The sequence below is a fragment of the Microbacterium sp. 16-032 genome, assembly GCF_041079455.1.
GTDB classification, from domain to species: Bacteria; Actinomycetota; Actinomycetes; order Actinomycetales; family Microbacteriaceae; genus Microbacterium; species Microbacterium testaceum_A.
Genome location: NZ_JBFYGQ010000002.1, coordinates 75,793 through 93,391, shown reverse-complemented (window position 1 = coordinate 93,391; position 17,599 = coordinate 75,793). Strand labels below are relative to the sequence as shown.

Below are 17,599 nucleotides of genomic sequence, written 5' to 3'. Positions count from 1 at the left end.
GCGGCCGTCGCCCCTGCCGTCCTCGCCGGAGTCCGCTCGCCGTGCGAAGGCTGCTCGGGCCTCGATGCCCCGGCAGACGGCATCCGTCGACGACACCTCCGCGGTCGACACCCGCGCGCGTCCGCTCGACGGCGGCTTCGCCGCGGAGGATCCGGATGCCGGGGGAGCGGGGCTGCGCGATGTGTGGCGGGCCTCGCGGGCCCGGCGGCGGGCGCTCTCCGCGGAGGTGCGCCGCTTCACGGTGCGCCAGCGGCGTCGTCGGAACATCTGGATCGGTGTGATCTCGGCGTTCCTCGTCATGGGCCTCGGTACGGCGGGCGTGGCGTACAGCCCGCTCTTCGCCGTCGAGAAGATCGACGTGGTCGGCACCTCGCAGCTCGACCCGGCGGCGGTGTCCGCCGCCCTGGGCGACCAGGTCGGCGTCCCGCTCGCGATGGTCGACGACAGCGCCGTGAAGGCGGCGCTCGTGCGCTTCCCGCTCGTGGAGTCGTACACCCTCGAGGCGCGCCCGCCCCACGACCTCGTGGTGCGCATCGTCGAGCGGACCCCTATCGGCGCCATGCAGTCCGCGGCGGGTTTCACGGTGGTGGATGCCGCCGGGGTGGCGCTGTCGACGACGCCCGACGCCCCAGCCGGTCAGCCCGTGCTCGACATCGCCGGCGGAACGGATTCGGCGGCCTTCCGCGCCGCGGGTCGCGTGGTGCGCTCCCTGCCGGATGCCGTGCGGGCGCAGGTGACGGCCGTATCGGCCTCGACGCCCGACGACGTGACGCTGACGCTCGGCGCGTCGGGGTCGAAGGTCGTGTGGGGGAGCGCCGACCGCTCGGCCGAGAAGGCGGTGGTGCTCGACCGCCTGATGCAGAAGAGCCCGCCGGACAAGGCCAAGGAGTACGACGTGACGTCGCCCGAGGCGGGCGTCGTCCGCTGATCTTCGAGGCGATGTTCCAACACGCCGCGTGTCGGGCGGGCGGGGTCGGATCCGCCGCCTACCTTCGAGCTAAGGAATTGCATACCGGGCAATTCTTTAACCCTCAACATGAGGTTTAAAGTTTCGGGTTCGGGGACAAACGGAGGCCGGCATGAGCCACAACCAGAACTACCTCGCCGTGATCAAGGTCGTCGGTGTGGGCGGGGGCGGCGTCAACGCTGTCAACCGCATGATCGAGCTCGGCCTTCGCGGCGTGGAGTTCATCGCGATCAACACCGACGCGCAGGCGCTGCTGATGAGCGACGCCGACGTCAAGCTCGACGTCGGTCGTGAGCTCACCCGCGGCCTCGGCGCCGGCGCCGATCCCGAGGTCGGCCGACGCGCCGCCGAGGATCACGCCGAAGAGATCGAAGAGGCGCTCCGCGGCGCCGACATGGTCTTCGTCACCGCGGGTGAGGGCGGCGGAACCGGCACCGGCGGCGCCCCCGTCGTCGCCAAGATCGCCAAGTCGATCGGCGCCCTGACCATCGGTGTCGTGACCAAGCCCTTCTCGTTCGAGGGCCGTCGTCGCCAGAGCCAGGCCGAGGGCGGGGTCCAGCGCCTGAAAGAAGAGGTCGACACCCTCATCGTCGTCCCGAACGACCGCCTGCTCGAGATCAGCGACCGCGGCATCTCGATGATCGAGGCGTTCGCGACGGCCGACCAGGTGCTGCTCGCCGGTGTCCAGGGCATCACCGACCTCATCACGACCCCCGGTCTCATCAACCTCGACTTCGCCGACGTCAAGTCGGTCATGCAGGGGGCCGGCTCCGCACTCATGGGCATCGGCTCGTCCCGCGGCGCCGACCGTGCGATCAAGGCCGCCGAGCTCGCCGTCGAGTCCCCGCTCCTCGAGGCCTCGATCGAGGGTGCGCACGGCGTGCTGCTGTCGATCCAGGGTGGCTCGAACCTCGGCATCTTCGAGATCAACGACGCCGCCCAGCTGGTGAAGGAGGCCGCGCACCCCGAGGCCAACATCATCTTCGGTACGGTCATCGACGACACGCTCGGCGACGAGGTGCGGGTCACCGTCATCGCCGCCGGTTTCGATGGGGGAGAGCCCTCGCTTCGGATCGACGCGGTCGGCGCCCAGCGCCCGGTCTCGGCGCCCGTCGTGCCCGTCATCCCCGCCGACGACGTCGCCCGCGACCTCGACGCGGCCGAGGAGCAGAAGGCGGCGACCGAGCGCGCTCCCGAGCGTCGCCCCGAGCCGGCACCCGTCACGGCCCGCGTGCCCGAGACCTCGTACGACGGCGGCTACGCCGACGACGACCTCGACGTGCCCGACTTCCTGAAGTAAGAACCAACGGTACGACGAGCGGGTCCGGTGTCCACCGGGCCCGCTCTCGTCGTCGAAGGAGCAGCATGGACACCGCCCTTGCCGAGCGACTCGCCGCCGTCGACGAGCGCATCCGAGACGCCGCCCGCGCCGCGCACCGCGACCCCGGCGAGATCACCCGCATCGTGGTCACGAAATTCCACCCGGCATCACTCGTCACCGAACTGCACGCGCTGGGAGTCCGGCACGTGGGCGAGAACCGGCAACAGGAACTCACGGCCAAACGCGCGGAGCTCGACGGGCTCGCGGATCTCACCTGGCACTTCATCGGCCAGGCCCAGACCAACAAGGCGCGCGCGGTGCGGGCGGGAGCGGATGCCGTTCACTCGATCGACCGATCCCGCATCGCCGACGCGCTGCACACCGCCGGCGCCGAGGGCGACCTCCTCGACGTCCTCGTGCAGGTGAACCTCACCGACGATCCCGGTCGCGGGGGAGTCGTCCCCGACGCCGTCGAAGAACTGGCCGCCCACGTGGCGGGGCTGTCGACCCTGCGGCTGCGCGGGGTGATGGCCGTCGCTCCACTCGACGAAGAACCCGCTCGCGCGTTCGAGCGACTGCACCGTTGCGCCGACGCGGTGCGCTCCGTCGTCCCCGACGCGCGGTGGATCTCGGCGGGCATGACCGGCGATTTCCCCGAGGCGATCGCAATGGGCGCGACACACCTGCGGATCGGCTCCGCAATCACGGGCCCGAGGCCCCCGCGCGACTAGCCTCGGACCAGACGAGCGAACGGAGGATGCGATGTCGAACCCCCTCAAGAAGACGATGGTGTACCTGGGCCTCGCCGACGAGGAAGATACCTATGAGGAGACGGCGCCGCAGCCCATCGCGCGCAAGCAGCCCACAGCTGCTGCTCCCCTCGAGAAGGCCGCGCCGGTGACCCCCCTGCACCGTCCCGCCGTGGTGCGCCAGCCCGCGGCCGGACCCGTGAGTGAGATCCTCACGGTGCACCCCAAGCAGTATCGCGACGCGCAGACGATCGCCGAGAACTTCCGCGAGGGAATCCCGGTCATCATCAACCTGTCGCAGATGAGCGACGCCGACGCGCGTCGCCTGATCGACTTCGCGAGCGGACTCTCGCTCGGGCTGTACGGACGCATCGAGCGGGTGACGAGCAAGGTGTTCCTGCTCTCGCCCGAGAACATCGCCGTCTCCGGCGACGGTGCGATCGCGCAGGCCGATCCCGAGGCTGCGCCCTTCGCGTCCCAGTAACAGTGGCCGTTCTGAGCCTCGTCGGCTCCATCCTCAGTGCGGTCCTGTTCATCTTCATCGTGCTGCTTCTCGCGCGCCTCGTGCTCGAGTACATCCCGATGTTCAACCGGGAGTGGCGCCCTCGCGGCGTCACCCTCGTGTTGGCAGAGATCGTCTACACCGTGACGGACCCGCCCATCAAGCTGATCCGTCGTTTCATCCCCCCCCTGCGCATCGGGGGGATCGCGATCGATTTCGGTTTCGCGATCGTGATGTTCGTCTGCTTCATGCTGTTGAGCGTGACGCGGTCCCTCGCGGCCGTGTGACGCCCCGCCGCCGCTTCTTCACCCGTGATCTTCGACACCGGCGGAGGGCGGCGGCTATGCTGTTCCGAAGCGGTACGCCCCGGTGCGACACCCCCACAGTTCCGACATCAGAGCTCTCGAAAGAGGAAACACCATGGCACTGACCCCCGATGACGTCGTCACCAAGCAGTTCCAGCACGTGCGCTTCAAGGAGGGTTTCGACCCCGACGAGGTCGACGACTTCCTCGACGAGATCGTCGTCGAGTGGCGCAAGACGATCGCCGAGAACGAAGAGCTGAAGACCAAGCTCGCGGCGTACGAGTCCGGCGAGGCCGCTCCGGCCGCCGCCGAAGCCCCCGCCGAGGCCCCCAAGGTCGAAGAGCCGGTCGTCGCCGAGACGCCCGCTCCGGCACCCGTCGCCTCCACCCCGTCGCACGACGCCGAGCCCGCCGCCCAGAGCGCCGGCATCATCGAGCTCGCGCAGCGTCTGCACGACGAGCACGTCGCCGAGGGTAAGGCCCAGCGCGACCAGCTCATCGGCGAGGCGCAGGCCCAGGCGGCATCCATTGTCGCCGAGGCCGAGCAGAAGGGCCGCGAAGAGCGCGCCCGTCTCGAGAAGGAGCGCACCACGCTCGAGGGTCGCATCACCGAGCTGCGCAACTTCGAGCGCGACTACCGCTCGCAGCTGCGTTCGTACATCGAGGGTCAGCTCCGCGACCTCGACACCACCGCGACGTCCTCGGGCTCGACGCCGGTGTCGGCGATCGGTCTGTAGGCCGACTCTTTGCGCAGTCGACCTCCTCTGCGTACGGCGGCGGCCGGCGTCACCATCGCGATTCTCGCGGTGCTGGTGCTGGCCGCCGACCAGTTTGCGAAGAACGCCGCGATCGCCGCTCTCCCCTCGGAGCGCGTGGTCCCGATCATCGGCGACTTCCTGCAGTTCTATCTCGTCCGTAACCCCGGTGCGGCGTTCTCGCTCGGCGAGGGCGTCACGTGGGTGTTCACGATCGCCCTCGCGGTCGTCGCGTGCGTGATCGTCTACCTCGGCGTCCGTCGCGTGCGTTCGCGTCTGTGGGCAGTCGTTCTGGGGCTGCTCCTCGGCGGTGTGCTGGGCAACCTCACCGACCGCCTCATCCGCGAACCCGGCTTCCCCGTGGGGCACGTCGTGGACTTCATCTCGACACCCTGGATGATGCCCGCGATCTACAACGTCGCCGACATGTTCATCGTCACGATGATGATCTCGGTGGCGGTCCTCGTGCTGTTCGGGCTGAAGCTCGACGGCTCGCGCGAGACCAAGGCGTCCCGAGCCGCGGCGGAGTCCGCCGACGGCGCGGTCGATGCTCCGGCCGACCCGGGCGCCCGCTGACATGGAGTCGCGGAGCCTGCCCGTCCCCGACGGGCTCGACGGGACGCGTATCGACCAGGGTCTGGCCAAGATGCTCGGGTTCTCCCGCACGTTCGCGGCCGAGGTCGCCGACGCGGGCGGGGTGAGCGTCGACGGTCGGGTGGCCGGGCGCTCCGATCGTCTGCGCGCCGGCACCTGGCTGAACGTCGAGTGGGAGCCCAAGCGCGAACCCGAGATCGTGCCGGTCGCGGTCCCCGACCTCGGGATCGTGCACGACGACGACGACATCGTCGTGGTCGACAAGCCCGCGGGCGTCGCCGCGCACCCCTCCGTGGGGTGGGACGGTCCGACCGTGCTCGGGGCCCTCGCCGCGGCCGGATTTCGCATCGCCACGAGCGGCCCCGCCGAGCGGCGCGGCGTCGCGCACCGCCTCGACGCGGGGACGAGCGGGCTCATGGTGGTCGCCAAGACCGAGCGCGCGTACACGCTGCTCAAGAGCGCCTTCAAAGAGCGCGAGGTCGACAAGATCTACCACGCTGTCGTGCAGGGGCACCCGGACCCGCTCGCCGGCACCATCGACGCGCCGATCGGGCGGCATCCGCACCACTCGTGGAAGTTCGCCGTGACCCCGGACGGCAAGGACTCGCTGACCCACTACGAGACGCTCGAGGCCTTCCCTCGCGCCTCTCTGCTCGAGATCCACCTCGAGACCGGCCGCACTCATCAGATCCGCGTGCACATGGCGGCGCACCGGCACCCCTGCGCCGGAGACCCGCTGTACGGCGCGGACCCGACCCTGTCCGCACGCCTCGGGCTGACGCGGCAGTGGCTGCACGCGCATCGCCTGGCGTTCACGCACCCCGGCACGGGGGAATGGGTCGAGTTCGAATCGCCCTACCCGGCGGATCTGGCGCACGCCCTCGAGCTGCTCGGCGACGGGGCCTGAGGGCGCCCCTCCGCGACGATCGGCGGAGGGGATGCCACGACCCGGCGACGCGCCCGGGTCGGCGCGTCGAACTGGGCGCGGGCTGCGAACTTCAGCGGTCGATGTCGGAGGCCGAACGTAGACTCGACCCGTGGCAGCTGACTCCTTCGTTCACCTTCACGTGCACAGCGAGTATTCGATGCTCGATGGCGCGGCCCGCATCGGTCCGATGGTCCAAGAGGCCGTCAAACAGGGCATGCCGGCCATCGCCGTGACCGACCACGGAAACACGTTCGCGGCCTACGAGTTCTACAAGACAGCGAAAGACGCCGGCATCAAGCCGATCATCGGCATCGAGGCGTACGTCACCCCCGGAACCCACCGTTCCGACAAGACCCGTGTCCGCTGGGGTACTCCCGAGCAGCAGAGCGACGACGTCTCGGGTTCGGGCGCGTACACACACATGACCCTGCTGTCCGAGACCACGCAGGGCATGCACAACCTCTTCCGCCTGTCGTCCAAGGCGAGCATGGAGGGCTACTACTTCAAGCCCCGCATGGACCGCGAACTGCTGCAGACCTACAGCAAGGGCCTGATCGCGACGACCGGGTGTCCCTCCGGCGAGGTGCAGACGCGCCTGCGCCTCGGGCAGTACGAGGCTGCCCGGGCCGCGGCCGCCGAGTTCCAGGACATCTTCGGCAAAGACAACTACTTCGCCGAGATCATGGACCACGGTCTCTCGATCGAGCGGCGCGTCATGGGCGACCTGTTGAAGCTGTCGAAGGACCTCGGCATCCCGTTGCTCGGCACGAACGACCTCCACTACACGCACCAGCACGACGCGACGAGTCACGCCGCCCTGTTGTGCGTGCAGTCGGGCTCGACGCTCGACGACCCGAAGCGCTTCAAGTTCGACGGCGACGGCTACTACGTCAAGTCGCCCGCCGAGATGCGCCAGGTGTTCCGCGACCACCCCGAGGCGTGCGACAACACGCTGCTGATCGCCGAGCGCTGCGACGTCGAGTTCGACACCTCCGCCAACTACATGCCGCGGTTCCCCGTCCCCGAGGGCGAGACCGAGGGCAGCTGGATGATCAAAGAGGTCGAGAACGGCCTCGACGACCGGTACCCCGGGGGCATCCCCGACGCCGTGCGCAAGCAGGCCGAGTACGAGACCGACGTCATTCTCCAGATGGGGTTCCCGGGCTACTTCCTCGTCGTCGCCGACTTCATCAACTGGGCCAAGGACAACGGGATCCGCGTGGGTCCTGGCCGAGGCTCGGGTGCCGGGTCGATGGTCGCCTATGCGATGAAGATCACCGACCTCGACCCGCTGCAGCACGGCCTGATCTTCGAGCGGTTCCTCAACCCCGACCGCGTCTCCATGCCCGACTTCGACGTCGACTTCGACGACCGTCGCCGCGGCGAGGTCATCCAGTACGTCACCGAGAAGTACGGCGACGAGCGCGTCGCGCAGATCGTGACGTACGGCACGATCAAGGCCAAGCAGGCCCTGAAGGACGCCGGTCGCGTGCTGGGCTTCCCCTTCAGCATGGGCGACCGCCTCACCAAGGCCATGCCCCCGGCCGTGATGGGCAAGGACATGCCGCTCGACGGCATGTTCAACCCCGAGCACCCGCGGTACAAAGAGGCGAGCGAGTTCCGCACCCTCATCGAGACCGACGCCGAGGCCAAGACGGTGTTCGACACCGCCCTCGGGCTCGAGAACCTGAAGCGCCAGTGGGGCGTACACGCGGCCGGCGTGATCATGTCGAGCGAGCCGCTGATCGACATCATCCCGATCATGCGCCGCGAGCAGGACGGCCAGATCGTCACGCAGTTCGACTACCCGGCGTGCGAGTCGCTCGGTCTGATCAAGATGGACTTCCTCGGGCTGCGCAACCTCACGATCATCAACGACGCGCTCGACAACATCGAGGCCAACCGCGGCCACCCCCTCGTGCTCGAAGACCTCGACCTTGACGACGCGGCGTCGTACGAGCTGCTCGCGCGTGGAGACACGCTCGGGGTGTTCCAGCTCGACGGCGGGCCCATGCGCTCGCTCCTGCGCCTCATGCGACCCGACAACTTCGAGGACATCTCGGCGGTGCTCGCGCTCTACCGCCCGGGCCCGATGGGCGTGAACTCGCACATCAACTACGCGCTGCGCAAGAACAAGCAGCAGGAGATCGAGCCGATCCACCCCGAGCTCGAAGAGCCGCTTGCCGACATCCTCGACACCACCTACGGCCTGATCGTTTACCAGGAGCAGGTGATGGCGGTCGCCCAGCGCGTCGCCGGGTACACCCTCGGTCAGGCCGACCTCTTGCGTCGCGCGATGGGTAAGAAGAAGAAGAGCGAGCTCGACAAGCAGAAAGAGATCTTCTTCGGCGGTATGACCGAGCGCGGGTTCGGCGACGTCGCGCAGCAGACGCTCTGGAAGGTGCTCGAGTCGTTCGCCGACTACGCCTTCAACAAGGCGCACACCGCGGCCTACGGGCTCGTGTCGTACTGGACGGCCTACCTCAAGGCGCACTACCCGGCCGAGTACATGGCCGCCCTGCTCACGAGCGTCGGGGACTCGAAGGACAAGATGGCGGTCTACCTCAACGAGTGCCGCCGCATGGGCATCAAGGTGCTCCCGCCCGACGTCAACGAGTCGATCCGGTACTTCGCGGCCGTCGGCGAAGACATCCGCTTCGGCCTCGGCGCCGTCCGCAACGTGGGCACCAACGTCGTCGACGGGATCGTGGCGTCACGGCAAGAGGCCAAGTACACGTCGTTCCACGACTTCCTCGCGAAGGTCCCCGCGCACGCGGCGAACAAGCGCACCGTCGAGTCGCTCATCAAGGCCGGGGCGTTCGATTCGCTCGGGTCCACGCGCCGTGCGCTCATCGAGGTGCACGAAGACGCCTGCGAGGGCGCCGTGATCGACAAGAAGCGCGAGGCGAACGGCGAGGTCGGCTTCGACTTCGACTCGCTGTGGGACGAACCCCAACAGGTCGTCAAGGTGCCCGAACGGCCCGAGTGGACCAAGAAGGACAAATTGGCGTTCGAGCGAGAGATGCTCGGCCTGTACGTGTCCGACCACCCGTTGGCCGGTCTCGAGGTGCCCCTCGCGAAGCACGCGTCCACCTCGATCCACGACCTGCTCGCTTCCGAAGACGTGCAGGACGGCGACCAGGTGACGGTCGCCGGTCTGCTGACGAGCGTGCAGCACCGCGTCGCGAAGCAGAGCGGAAACCCCTACGGCATGGTCACCGTCGAGGACTTCAACGGCGAGGTGACCGTGATGTTCATGGGCAAGACCTACGCGGAATTCGCTCCGATCCTGCAGGGCGATTCGATCCTCGTGGTCCGCGGACGCGTCTCGCGTCGCGACGACGGACTCAACCTGCACGCCCAGAGCGCCTTCGCCCCCGACCTCGAAGGCCTCGACGACGCGGGCGGACTCACCCTCGTCGTTCCGGAGCAGCGCGCGAACGAGGCGCTCGTCGGCGAGCTCGCGCAGATGCTGCAACGTCACTCCGGATCGACCGAGGTCGTCCTCAAGTTGCACAAAGGCGGCACCGCCAAGGTGTTCGAGGTGCCGATGCCCGTTCGCGTGACCGCCGACCTGTTCGGCGAGCTCAAGGGCCTCCTCGGCCCGAACTGCCTCGGTTGACCCGCGCGCCCCCGCGGCGCGTTTCAACCCCAGCTCGTTCTGGACACCCCCTGGTTAGGATGACCGGGCGCTTGCCGCCCTCCGAAAGGACCACCGTGACCGATTCGACCCCCCACGACGGCTTCACGCCCACCGACCCCGATCGCCTCGACGGCCCCCGTGCCGACGAGAGCGCGCCCTCCGAACCCACCGGTGCCCGCCGACAGGGCACGGGCGATCGCGCCGCCGACGCGGACGACACCTTCACCCACGACACCGGCGCCGTCGATGCCGGGTCCCGCGGTGCCTCTCTTCCGGCCGCGGCGCACGCCAACGCCCACACGGGTAGCCGTCCCGTCGTCGACGGCCGTGACGCCCGCCCGAACTACGGTGTCGGTCCGTTCTCGGTCCGGGAGGTCGCCCTGCTCGGCATCTGGGTCGTCGCGTTCCTCGTCTCGTTCTTCCGCACTAACATCCTCGAGTCCGGTTCGAGCGTCCTGATCGGCGGGGCGAACGTCTGGCTCTCGGGCCTGTGGTGGATCCCCGCGATCGCCCTGCCGACCGTCGCCGTGGGACTGGTGGTGCTCCGTCGCCTCTCCCCGCAGGGCATCCGCCGCGTCGGCTCGCTCGGCATCGACCAGTTCGCCTCGGTCGCGTTCACGATCTCCGCCCTCGTGTGGGTCTCGTGGGTGTGGGACGCCGTCGCCGTGTACGCCTCGAACACCGTCTGGACGCGTTCCTGGGTCATCTGGGTCGAGGCCGTCCTGCTGCTGGCGGGTGTGGTCCTCACGGTCCTCGCGCCTTTCATCCCGCCATTCTCCGCCGACTTCCGCGACCGTGAAGAAATCCCCGCTCATCGCAACGCGCGACCCATCCGCCCGGTCGTCGCGCGCCCGCGCACGCCCCGCACGCCCTCGACCCCGGGCTCCGCGCGTGCCGCCGCCGCCCACTCGAGCGCCCACGTCGACGCGGATGCCCCTACGCCCGGCACCTACACCGGCTCGACCGACCTGGCGCACGACCCCGCGCCCGCGACGAGCGTGCTCCCCGCTCACTCCGACGCCAACGACACCGACGTCTTCGCGCCGCTGCGCGCCGATGACGATCGTGACGACGCGGACGCTCATGACGACCACTCGCGCTGGGCTGCCCCGGCCGGCGACGAGCCCACGGCCGAGCAGCGTGCCGCGCACGACGACCACCCGCACGCGCAGGCGTTCTGGGCGCTGGCTCCCGAGGAGCGCGAGATCGTCGACGACTACGGCACGCCGATCTTCCGGATGGGGCCGACGGCGTGGGCGCTCGTGATCGAGGATCGCGGTGAGACGTTCGTCGTCCGTCACGACGACGGCCGCATCGGCTACCTGCACGACGTCTCCGGCGTCACGCGCGGCTGAGCAGAGCCTGCGAGCCGCCCGCCCCGCGCGAGGCGGCTCGCAGGCGCCGGTAGCCTTGAAGACATGCTTCGCACGATCGATCTCCGCGGCCGCGTGCTCTCGCCGGCCGAGCTCCTGGCCGTCGTCCCGCGGGCGGACGCCGCGCGCGACGAGGCCCTTGCCACCGCGGCGCGTCTCGTCGACGACGTCGCGCGCCGGGGCGAAGAAGCACTTCGCGAGCAGGCCGCCCGTTTCGACCGGGTGAGCGACCACGCCCTCCGCGTGCCCGCGGACCACCTCGATGAGGCACTGCGCGATCTCGATCCCGGCATCCGTGCCGCTCTGGACGAGGCGATCGTGCGCGTGCGCAAAGCATCCGCCGCCCAGGTCCCCGCCCCGGTCGTCACCGAACTCGGCGACGGTGCGCGCGTGACGCAGCGGTGGCAGCCGGTGCGACGCGTCGGGCTCTACGTCCCGGGTGGCAAGGCCGTGTACCCCTCGAGCGTGGTGATGAACACCGTGCCCGCGCAGGTCGCGGGTGTGCGCGAGGTCGCCCTCGCATCCCCGCCGCAGGCGGCGTTCGGCGGCCGCGTGCACCCCGTCATCCTCGCCGCCGCCAAGCTCCTGGGTGTCACCGAGGTCTACGCGATGGGGGGAGCGGGAGCCATCGGCGCCTTCGCCTACGGGGTGGCCGAGATCGGGCTCGACCCGGTCGACGTCGTGACCGGGCCCGGCAACAACTTCGTCGCCTCCGCCAAGCGCGCCGTCGCCGGCCGCGTCGGCACCGACTCCGAGGCCGGCGCGACCGAGATCCTCGTCGTCGCCGACGACAGCGCGGTGCCCGCTCTCGTCGCGGCCGATCTCGTCAGCCAGGCCGAGCACGACGAGCAGGCCTCGGCCGTGCTGGTCACCGACTCCGTCGAGCTGGCCGAGGCCGTCCGGGTCGCATTGCCCGAGCGCGTCGCCGCGACCCGCCACACCGAGCGCGTGACGGCGGCGTTCCACGGGCCGCAGTCGGCGGTCGTCCTGGTCGACGACCTCGCCCAGGCGACCGCGTTCAGCAACGCCTACGCCCCCGAGCACCTCGAGCTGCACCTCGCCGACCCGCGTCCCGAGGATTTCGTGAACGCCGGGGCCGTGTTCGTCGGCCCGTACACGCCGGTCAGCCTCGGCGACTACCTCGCCGGCAGCAACCACGTGCTCCCGACCGGGGGACAGGCGCGGTACGGAGCGGGGTTGTCGGCGGCGACCTTCCTGCGCCCGCAGCAGGTCGTCGAGTACGACCGAGAGGCCCTCGCCCGGGTGCGCGACGCCATCGTCACCCTGGCCCACGCCGAAGCCCTCCCCGCGCACGGCGAGGCCGTGACCGCGCGCTTCGACGCGTAGTCTGGCGGCGTCATGCACTGTCCCTTCTGCCGCAACCCGGACTCCCGCGTCATCGATTCGCGCACCAGCGACGACGGCCTCAGCATCCGTCGCCGTCGCCAGTGCCCGAAGTGCGGGGGGCGCTTCTCGACCGTCGAGACCGCGAGTCTCAACGTGATCAAGCGCTCCGGGGTCGTCGAGCCGTTCAGTCGCGAGAAGGTGATGTCGGGCGTCCGCAAGGCGTGCCAGGGGCGACCGGTGACCGACGGCGACCTGGCAGTGCTCGCCCAGCAGGTCGAAGAGAACATCCGCCAGACCGGCTCGTCGCAGATCGAGGCGAACGAGATCGGCCTGTCGATCCTCGGCCCGCTGCGAGAGCTCGACGAGGTCGCTTACCTGCGCTTCGCCAGCGTCTACCAGGCGTTCGATTCGCTCGACGACTTCGACACCGCGATCGCGCAGCTGCGCGCCGACCACGCGGAGCGTTCCTCCGGGCGGGCCGGCGAGTCCGACCCGGTCCAGTAATCTGGCGGGGATGTATCCCCTTCTCTTCCGTACGGTCCTGACCCGCTTCGATCCGGAGTTCGCGCACCATCTCGGCGCCCTCGTCATCCGTGTCGCGGACGTGGAGCCGGTGGCATCCCTCGTCCGTCGCTTCACGGCCCCCGCGCCCGCGCAGCGCGTGCACGCTCTGGGACTGACGTTCGATTCGCCGTTCGGCGTTGCCGCGGGCTTCGACAAGAACGTCACGATGGTCGGCGGCCTCGGCGCCCTCGGCTTCGGTCACGTCGAGGTGGGGACGATCACCGCCCTCGCGCAGCCCGGCAACCCGCGGCCCCGCCTGTTCCGGCTCGTCGCCGACCGCGCGGTGATCAACCGCATGGGTTTCAACAACGACGGAGCGGTCGCCGCCGCCGCGAAGCTGCGCCGCCTGCGACGAGCCCGTCGGCGCCCGGTCATCGGGGTGAACATCGGCAAGAGTCGTGTGGTCGCCGTCGACGACGCCACGACCGACTACGTCCGCAGTGCCCGTCTGCTGGCTCCGCTCGCCGACTACCTCGTCGTCAACGTGTCCTCGCCGAACACGCCCGGTCTGCGCGGCCTGCAGGCGGTCGAGACGCTGCGTCCGTTGCTGACGGAGGTTCGGGATGCCGCGGGCGACACGCCCCTGCTCGTGAAGATCGCTCCCGACCTCGATGACGCCGAGGTGCAGGACATCGCGCGTCTCGCCGTCGATGCCGGACTCTCGGGGATCATCGCGACCAACACGACGATCGCGCGCACGGGACTTTCGACCGATGCCGCGAAGGTCGAGGCGATGGGCGCCGGTGGACTGTCGGGGGCGCCGCTCAAGGCCCGCGCCGCCGAGGTGCTGCGGCTGGTGCGCGCCGCGGTGCCGGAGGAGTTCGTCGTCATCTCGGCCGGGGGAGTGGAGACCGCCGACGACGTCCGCGAGCGTCTCGCGGCCGGGGCGACGCTCGTGCAGGGGTACACCGGGTTCTTGTACCGCGGTCCGCTGTGGGCCCGGCAGATCAACCGCGGTCTCGCTCGCGCCCGCTGAGGCTCCGCCGCGCGTTCACGCCCACGCAGAAGCGGCGCGCCCGAAGGCGCGCCGCTTCGTCGAAGAGGGACCGGGTCAGACCGGGTACTGTCCGCGCTTGACCTGGGCCTTGGGCAGGCGCATGAAGCGCATCTGGACGGTGCGCATCGCGGCGTACCAGCCGAGGCCCTTCTCGAGTCGGCCTTCGCCGAACTTCTCTTTGGCGGCCCGCTTGATGCGGATCGAGGTGATGATCATGTCGCCGACGACGAAGAGGATGAAGATCCACAGCGCGACGAACGACCAGTACTGGAAGAACGACACGGGGATCAGGGTCGCCACGATGACGAGGATCATGAACGGCATCACGCCCTCGCCGAGGTGCCAGCCGGCGTCGACGAAGTCGCGGGCGAAGCGGCGCTGCGGGCCGCGGTCGCGGACGGGCAGGTACTTCTCTTCACCGGCGGCCATGCCGATGCGGGCCTTCTCGCGTTGAGCGGCGAGCTCTGCGCGTGCGCGGGCCTTGGCCTCTTTGGTGTCGGGCACGAGGGGGCGCTTGCGGGCGGCCTCCTGCTCGGCGCGCGACGGGGTCGCGCGGCCCTTGCCCGAACCGAGCTCCGTCGGCTCGACGGGGGTGTCGTTGGGTGCGGGTGCGGGGGACTTGGCCACGGGAAACCTCGGTGCTTCGCTGATCGGGAGATTTAAGATTACCCGCATGACCCTCGACCTGTCCCGGCAGGACGCTGTGCAAAAAGCAGCGGACGCCGGCATCCCCTCCGCCCTCTCCGACCTCGGCTCCCTCGTTCGCATCCCCTCGATCGCGTGGCCGGCCTTCGACCAGTCCGCGCTCGTGAAGAGCGCCGACGCCGTGGCCGCCCTCCTCGAGGGCACCGGCGTCTTCGACGCGGTCGAGGTCAAGCGCGCGGCGATCCCCGGAACCGACGAGTTCGGCCAGCCCGCCGTGCTCGCAACCCGTGCGGCCCGCAACGGGCGCCCGACCGTGCTGCTGTACGCGCACCACGACGTGCAGCCTCCCGGAGACGAGGCGCTCTGGGACTCGCCGCCGTTCGAGCCGACCGTCCGCGACGGGCGTCTCTACGGCCGGGGGGCCGCCGACGACAAGGCCGGCATCATGGCCCACGTGGGCGCCATCCGCGCCGTGTCCGAGGTCCTCGGCGACGACCTCGACCTCGGCCTCGCCGTCTTCATCGAGGGGGAGGAGGAGTACGGTTCGCGCTCCTTCGGCCAGTTCCTCGCCGACAACGCCGAGGTGCTGCGCTCGGACGTCATCGTCGTGGCCGACTCGGGCAACTGGGACGAGCGCACCCCCGGCCTCACCGTCTCTCTCCGCGGAAACGCGCGCTTCACCCTGACCGTCCGCACCCTCGAGCACGCGTCCCACTCCGGGATGATGGGCGGAGCGGTCCCGGATGCCATGCTCGCCACCGTCAAGCTCCTCGCGACCCTGTGGGACGACGACGGCGCCGTCGCGGTCGAGGGCCTCGCGGTGCGAGACGCTGAGACCCCGGACTACGACGAGGCGACGCTGCGCGCGGAGTCCGGCCTCCTCCAGGGCGTGCGCCCGATCGGGCGCGACTCGATCCTCAGCCGCATCTGGAACAAGCCGTCCATCACGATCACCGGATGGGATGCCGCCCCGGTCGAGGCGGCATCCAACACCCTCTCCCCACAGACGAGCGTCGTCATCAGCGCGCGGGTCGCTCCCGGGCAGGACGCGCAGGAGGCTTTCGCCGCGGTCGAGGCGCACCTGCGCGCGCACGCCCCCTTCGGTGCGCAGCTCGAGTTCACCGACGTCGACTGTGGCGACTCCTTCCTGGTCGACACCAGCGGATGGGCCGTCGAAGAGGCTCGTGCCTCCTTCGCGGACGGATACGGCGTCGACTCGGTCGACGTCGGCATCGGGGGATCGATCCCGTTCATTTCGGACCTCGTCCGCGAGTTCCCCGAGGCGCAGATCCTCGTGACCGGGGTCGAGGACCCGCACGCGCGGGCGCACAGCCCGAACGAGTCGCTGCACCTCGAGACCTTCCGCAACGCGCTCGTCTCGGAGGCGCTGCTGCTGGCCCGCCTCAACGCGCGGACGCACTGATCGAGGCCGCGGGGGCGGGACGGGCGTAGACTCGACTCGTCCCCGCGACCGAACAACCCGAAGGGCATCGCCATGACCGACACCACACTGTCGTCCTCCGCCGAGACCCGCGAGCACGGCGTCGGCCTGACCGCGGCCGCCTCCGACAAGGTGAAGAGCCTGCTGTCGCAGGAGGGTCGCGACGACCTGCGCCTGCGCGTCGCCGTCCAGCCCGGCGGCTGCTCCGGCCTCATCTACCAGCTGTACTTCGACGAGCGTTACCTCGACGGTGACAAGGTCGTCGACTTCGACGGCGTCGAGGTGATCGTCGACGACATGAGCGTCCCGTACCTCGACGGCGCGAACATCGACTTCAAGGACACGATCTCGGAGCAGGGCTTCACGATCGACAACCCGAACGCCCAGGGTTCCTGCGCGTGCGGAGACAGCTTCCACTGACCCCCTGACGCCGTTCTCCGGCGCCACGTCGAGAGCCCCCGGAATCCCGGATCACACCGCGGAATCCGGGGGTTCTCGATGTCTCGGCACTGGACGAATGGCCTGAGAACGGTGAGAGGTTGCTCTAGACTGTCAGAGCAACATCCACGACCCGGAAAGGTGCATTGTGCCCTCCAAACGTCGCCTTCGCTGGGCAGCGCTTCCCCTCGGCATCGCCTCCGTAGCGCTCCTCTCCGGCTGCACCACGACCCAGCTCCACGGCTTCCTGCCTGGCTTCGTCGATGACGGCCCGGCCGCCACGAACCACACCGACATGGTCGCAGGTCTCTGGGTCAACTCGTGGATCGTGCTCCTCGCGGTGGGTGTCATCACCTGGGGTCTCATGCTCTGGTCGGTCATCGCGTACCGCCGCCGCAAGGGCCAGTCCGGGCTCCCGGTCCAGCTGCGCTACAACATGCCGGTCGAGATCTTCTACACGGTCGTGCCGCTGATCCTCGTCGTGGGCTTCTTCGCCTTCACGGCGCGTGACCAGAACACGCTCGAGACGCAGTACGACAACCCCGACGTCTCCATCACCGCCTATGGCAAGCAGTGGGCATGGGACTTCCAGTACAACGGCACGAAGGAAGACAACTCCGACGCCGTGTACTCCATGGGTGTGCAGGCCAAGGCCACGTCCGACGGTTACGACCTCCAGGACGTCCCGACGCTGTACCTGCCGGTGAACAAGACGGTGAAGATCGACCTCCGCTCGCGCGACGTCATCCACTCCTTCTGGATCATCGACTTCCTCTACAAGAAAGACATGTACATCGGTCGCGACAACGAGTGGTCGTTCACGCCCACTCGTGAAGGCACGTACGAGGGCAAGTGCGCGGAGCTCTGCGGTGAGTACCACTCCGCCATGCTCTTCAACGTCAAGGTCGTCAGCGAAGACGAGTACAACAACTACCTCGACTCGCTGCGCCGTGCCGGCGACGTGGGTGACATCAGCGACCTGTCGCGTCTGCAGAACCTGACGACGGCCGGTACCGAAGGGAACGAGTGAT

17 protein-coding genes are annotated in these 17,599 nt (G+C 69.4%); 16 read left to right on the top strand and 1 reads right to left on the bottom strand.

Annotation, left to right across the window (positions count from 1 at the left end):
* Nucleotides 1–64: 64 nt before the first annotated feature.
* The 13 genes from AB6V31_RS04080 to AB6V31_RS04020 all read left to right on the top strand — a co-directional run bounded on the left by AB6V31_RS04080 (nt 65) and on the right by AB6V31_RS04020 (nt 14,023).
* Nucleotides 65–928 (top strand): FtsQ-type POTRA domain-containing protein, encoded by an 864-nt coding sequence (locus AB6V31_RS04080; RefSeq protein ID WP_369364241.1) that lies wholly within the window; start codon nt 65–67, stop codon nt 926–928.
* Between the two features lie 151 nt (nt 929–1,079).
* A complete protein-coding gene (gene ftsZ / locus AB6V31_RS04075; protein WP_074694330.1) occupies nt 1,080–2,267 on the top strand; it encodes a cell division protein FtsZ in 1,188 nt (395 codons plus the stop codon).
* Between the two features lie 65 nt (nt 2,268–2,332).
* Nucleotides 2,333–3,019, top strand: coding sequence for a YggS family pyridoxal phosphate-dependent enzyme (locus AB6V31_RS04070; RefSeq protein ID WP_369364239.1), 687 nt, complete (start codon nt 2,333–2,335; stop codon nt 3,017–3,019).
* 31 nt (nt 3,020–3,050) lie between these two features.
* A complete protein-coding gene (locus AB6V31_RS04065; RefSeq protein WP_056227752.1) occupies nt 3,051–3,521 on the top strand; it encodes a cell division protein SepF in 471 nt (156 codons plus the stop codon).
* A gap of 2 nt (nt 3,522–3,523) precedes the next feature.
* The gene (locus tag AB6V31_RS04060) at nt 3,524–3,826 is read left to right on the top strand and encodes a YggT family protein (protein WP_056227755.1); all 303 of its coding nucleotides are present in this window, start codon (nt 3,524–3,526) and stop codon (nt 3,824–3,826) included.
* A 133-nt stretch (nt 3,827–3,959) separates the two neighbouring features.
* Entirely contained in the window at nt 3,960–4,580 is a 621-nt protein-coding gene (locus AB6V31_RS04055) for a DivIVA domain-containing protein (protein WP_056227760.1), read from the top strand.
* Nucleotides 4,581–4,589: 9 nt separating this feature from the next.
* A complete protein-coding gene (lspA, locus tag AB6V31_RS04050; RefSeq protein ID WP_056227763.1) occupies nt 4,590–5,174 on the top strand; it encodes a signal peptidase II in 585 nt (194 codons plus the stop codon).
* A gap of 1 nt (nt 5,175) precedes the next feature.
* Entirely contained in the window at nt 5,176–6,099 is a 924-nt protein-coding gene (locus tag AB6V31_RS04045) for an RluA family pseudouridine synthase (RefSeq protein WP_369364627.1), read from the top strand.
* 130 nt (nt 6,100–6,229) lie between these two features.
* On the top strand, nt 6,230–9,742 hold the full coding sequence (gene dnaE, locus AB6V31_RS04040) for a DNA polymerase III subunit alpha (RefSeq protein WP_369364236.1): 3,513 nt from the start codon (nt 6,230–6,232) through the stop codon (nt 9,740–9,742).
* Nucleotides 9,743–9,837: 95 nt separating this feature from the next.
* Nucleotides 9,838–11,118, top strand: a complete 1,281-nt coding sequence (locus AB6V31_RS04035; RefSeq protein WP_369364234.1) for a hypothetical protein — start codon at nt 9,838–9,840, stop codon at nt 11,116–11,118.
* 63 nt (nt 11,119–11,181) lie between these two features.
* A complete protein-coding gene (hisD, locus tag AB6V31_RS04030; RefSeq protein WP_369364232.1) occupies nt 11,182–12,483 on the top strand; it encodes a histidinol dehydrogenase in 1,302 nt (433 codons plus the stop codon).
* Nucleotides 12,484–12,495: 12 nt separating this feature from the next.
* On the top strand, nt 12,496–12,987 hold the full coding sequence (nrdR, locus tag AB6V31_RS04025; protein ID WP_369364230.1) for a transcriptional regulator NrdR: 492 nt from the start codon (nt 12,496–12,498) through the stop codon (nt 12,985–12,987).
* 10 nt (nt 12,988–12,997) lie between these two features.
* Entirely contained in the window at nt 12,998–14,023 is a 1,026-nt protein-coding gene (locus AB6V31_RS04020) for a quinone-dependent dihydroorotate dehydrogenase (protein WP_369364228.1), read from the top strand.
* Between the two features lie 75 nt (nt 14,024–14,098).
* On the opposite strand, the gene AB6V31_RS04015 is transcribed toward AB6V31_RS04020, so the two are convergent.
* Nucleotides 14,099–14,671 carry a DUF3043 domain-containing protein gene (locus AB6V31_RS04015; RefSeq protein WP_056227784.1) on the bottom strand — a complete coding sequence of 191 codons (573 nt, stop codon included), beginning with the start codon at nt 14,669–14,671 and terminating at the stop codon, nt 14,099–14,101.
* Between the two features lie 46 nt (nt 14,672–14,717).
* Between AB6V31_RS04015 and AB6V31_RS04010 the strand changes: the two genes are divergently transcribed.
* The 3 genes from AB6V31_RS04010 to coxB all read left to right on the top strand — a co-directional run bounded on the left by AB6V31_RS04010 (nt 14,718) and on the right by coxB (nt 17,598).
* On the top strand, nt 14,718–16,112 hold the full coding sequence (locus tag AB6V31_RS04010) for a dipeptidase (RefSeq protein WP_369364227.1): 1,395 nt from the start codon (nt 14,718–14,720) through the stop codon (nt 16,110–16,112).
* Nucleotides 16,113–16,184: 72 nt separating this feature from the next.
* The gene (erpA, locus tag AB6V31_RS04005) at nt 16,185–16,550 is read left to right on the top strand and encodes an iron-sulfur cluster insertion protein ErpA (protein ID WP_056227791.1); all 366 of its coding nucleotides are present in this window, start codon (nt 16,185–16,187) and stop codon (nt 16,548–16,550) included.
* Nucleotides 16,551–16,716: 166 nt separating this feature from the next.
* On the top strand, nt 16,717–17,598 hold the full coding sequence (gene coxB / locus AB6V31_RS04000) for a cytochrome c oxidase subunit II (RefSeq protein WP_081349657.1): 882 nt from the start codon (nt 16,717–16,719) through the stop codon (nt 17,596–17,598).
* Nucleotide 17,599 lies beyond the last annotated feature (1 nt).